The organism is Kluyvera sp. (genome assembly GCF_965301105.1).
This window is the reverse complement of sequence record NZ_CBDKZX010000175.1, coordinates 1-2,395: the sequence shown is the minus strand read 5'-3', so window position 1 is coordinate 2,395 and position 2,395 is coordinate 1. Positions and strand designations below refer to the sequence as shown.

At 56.2% G+C, this 2,395-nt stretch carries 2 protein-coding genes; both read right to left on the bottom strand.

Annotated features, from left to right (window positions below; genetic code table 11):
- Nucleotides 1-60: 60 nt before the first annotated feature.
- Nucleotides 61-1,053: a DNA-binding transcriptional regulator IdnR gene (idnR, locus tag ACW14G_RS22830; RefSeq protein WP_419057367.1), complete on the bottom strand. Its 993-nt coding sequence runs from the start codon at nt 1,051-1,053 to the stop codon at nt 61-63.
- An 82-nt stretch (nt 1,054-1,135) separates the two neighbouring features.
- Nucleotides 1,136-2,395, bottom strand: a 1,260-nt coding sequence (locus ACW14G_RS22825; RefSeq protein WP_455648855.1) for an MFS transporter, incomplete at its 5' end; no start/stop codon positions are given.

The window sequence follows — 2,395 nt, the reverse complement described above, 5'->3', positions numbered from 1 at the left end:
GCGTTTATGCAGTAATCTCTCCCGCTGGTCACCGCACGGTGGCCAGCCTCTTCTTTCCGCCTACAGCGTATCGCCGTAATAGATCTGGTAACCGAGGTTGACGCTGCCCGGCGCATCTTTCCCGTTCAAGCGCTTAATCAAAATATCCGCCGCCGTTTTACCAATCTCAAAGCGCGGCGTAAGCACGCTGGCAATTTTTTGCAGCCGCGCGCGGCCAATTTCCAGCCCGTGGAAGCCAGCAATCGCCATTTTTCCCGGCACGTCGAACTGCTGCGCCTGACACTCCAGTAGCACGCCGACGGCAAGGTCATCGTTGGTACAGAAAATCGCGTCAATATCCGCTTTTTCCGCCATCGCCTGCTGGAACATCTTGCGGCCCAGCGCCACCGACGAAATCGTTTTTGGCGCCAGGTGATAAGCTTCCAGCCCCTGTGCCGCCAGCGCCTTCTCGGTACCACGGTAACGGCTAAGGTCGCGGGGGTCATCCATCGAACCAAAGAACGCAATGTTGCGTTTACCGCTGTCAATAAAGGCCTGCGTCATTTCGTACGCCGCTTTTTCGTTATCAAAGCCAACCTGAATATCGAGATACTGTCCGCTTATATCCATCAACTCCGCGACCGGAACGCCGCTGGCGCGCACGTACTGCACCATCCGTTCGGTATGCAGTTTTCCAGTGAGGATCAGGCCGTCAATATTGTAGGAGAGCAGGTTCAGCACCTCACGTTCCTCGCGCTCGGCGTCATATTCGTAGTTGGCGATCAGCGTCTGGTACTGGCAGGCCGAGGTGACGGATTCAATCCCCGCCAGCACATCGGCAAAGATCTGGTTGCGAAACGAGGGGATCAGTACGCCAATGGTTTTACTGCGGGCGTTGAGCAGAATTTCCGGGGCGCGGTTGGGAATGTAGTTGTTCTCTTCCATGACTTTCGAAATCAATTCGCGGCTGCGTTGCGACACCTGATTCGGGTCGCGCAGATAACGGCTGACCGTCATCTTATTCAGCCCGGCCAGCGCGGCAATATCCTGTAATGTCATCCGATTGTTTTTCATGAGGTTCTCTACGACCAACAGCCCATTATGCTCGCAGAGAACCTTATCACAGCCGGTTAGTGACTGCACTCCTCGCTCAACCTTAACGCGTGGCCATCTCAGCCGCCGGCGAGGTAGTTTCATTTTGCGCGCGAACGCAGTACATCAGCACCACCGACGCCAGCAGGGCGATTGCCATAAAGGTGTAGGAGACACCCGGCCCGCCGGTCACGCCGTTGAGGTACCCCACCAGCCACGCGCCGAGGAATGCTCCCAGCGCGCCGAAGCTGTTGATCATCCCCATCGACACGCCGGAGACGTTGCGCGGCAGCAGTTCGGGGATCAGCGCAAAGAACGGCCCGTAAGGCGCATACATACAGGCGGCGGCCACGACCAGCAGCGCGTAGGAGAGCCAGAAAGACTGGTTGCCCAGCATCCACGAGGCGAAGAACGCGATGGCGGCAATCAACAGCAGCGGCCAGATAAACAGTTTACGGTTCTGAAACTTATCGGACAGCCAGGAGACGGTCAGCATCAGGCAGATTGCCGCCAGATACGGCACCGCCGCCAGCCAGCCCACTGCCACAATGTCCATCTGCGCCGCGTTTTTCAGAATCGACGGCATCCACATCATGAAGCCATACACGCCGATGCTCCACAGCGCATGCACCGCGCAAAGCATGATCACGCTGCGCGAGCGCATTGCTTCACCGTAGTTACGCATCGGCTTAATGTCGCGCTGCTCGCGATCCATCGCCTGCTGTAACGCCTCTTTTTCCTGCGCGCTTAACCAACCCGCATCCGCCGGTTTATCACGCACCAGAATCACCCAGCAGAACGCCCAAATCACCGCCGGAATGCCTTCGAAAATAAACATTTCACGCCAGCCCCAGGCTTCAATCAGGTAGCCGGAGACAATCGACATCCACAGCACCGTAACGGGGTTACCGAGAATCAAAAAGGTATTGGCGCGCGAACGTTCGGTTTTGGTAAACCAGTTGCTGATATAAATCAGCATCGCGGGCATCACCGCCGCCTCGACGATTCCAAGAATAAAGCGGATCGCCATCAGCGTGGGTATGTTACTCACAAAGCCGGTCGCCGCAGCGCAGAGCCCCCAAAGGATCAAACTGCAAAAGATCATTTTGCGCACGCTATGCTTAACGGCATACATCGCGCCCGGTACCTGGAAGAAGAAATAGCCCAGGAAGAACAGCGCGCCAATTAACGATGCGGTTCCCTGAGTAATTCCTAAATCATGTTCTATACCGGCGGCAGCGGCAAAGCCGTAATTGGCGCGGTCGAGATAAGCTAAGCTGTAGGTAATAAAAATAATCGGCATTAAATACCACCAGCGACGCGC

Excerpts from the sequence above, each read along its gene's own strand:
- idnR (WP_419057367.1), bottom strand. The coding sequence starts at position 1,053 with ATGAAAAACAATCGGATGACATTACAGGATATTGCCGCGCTGGCCGGG.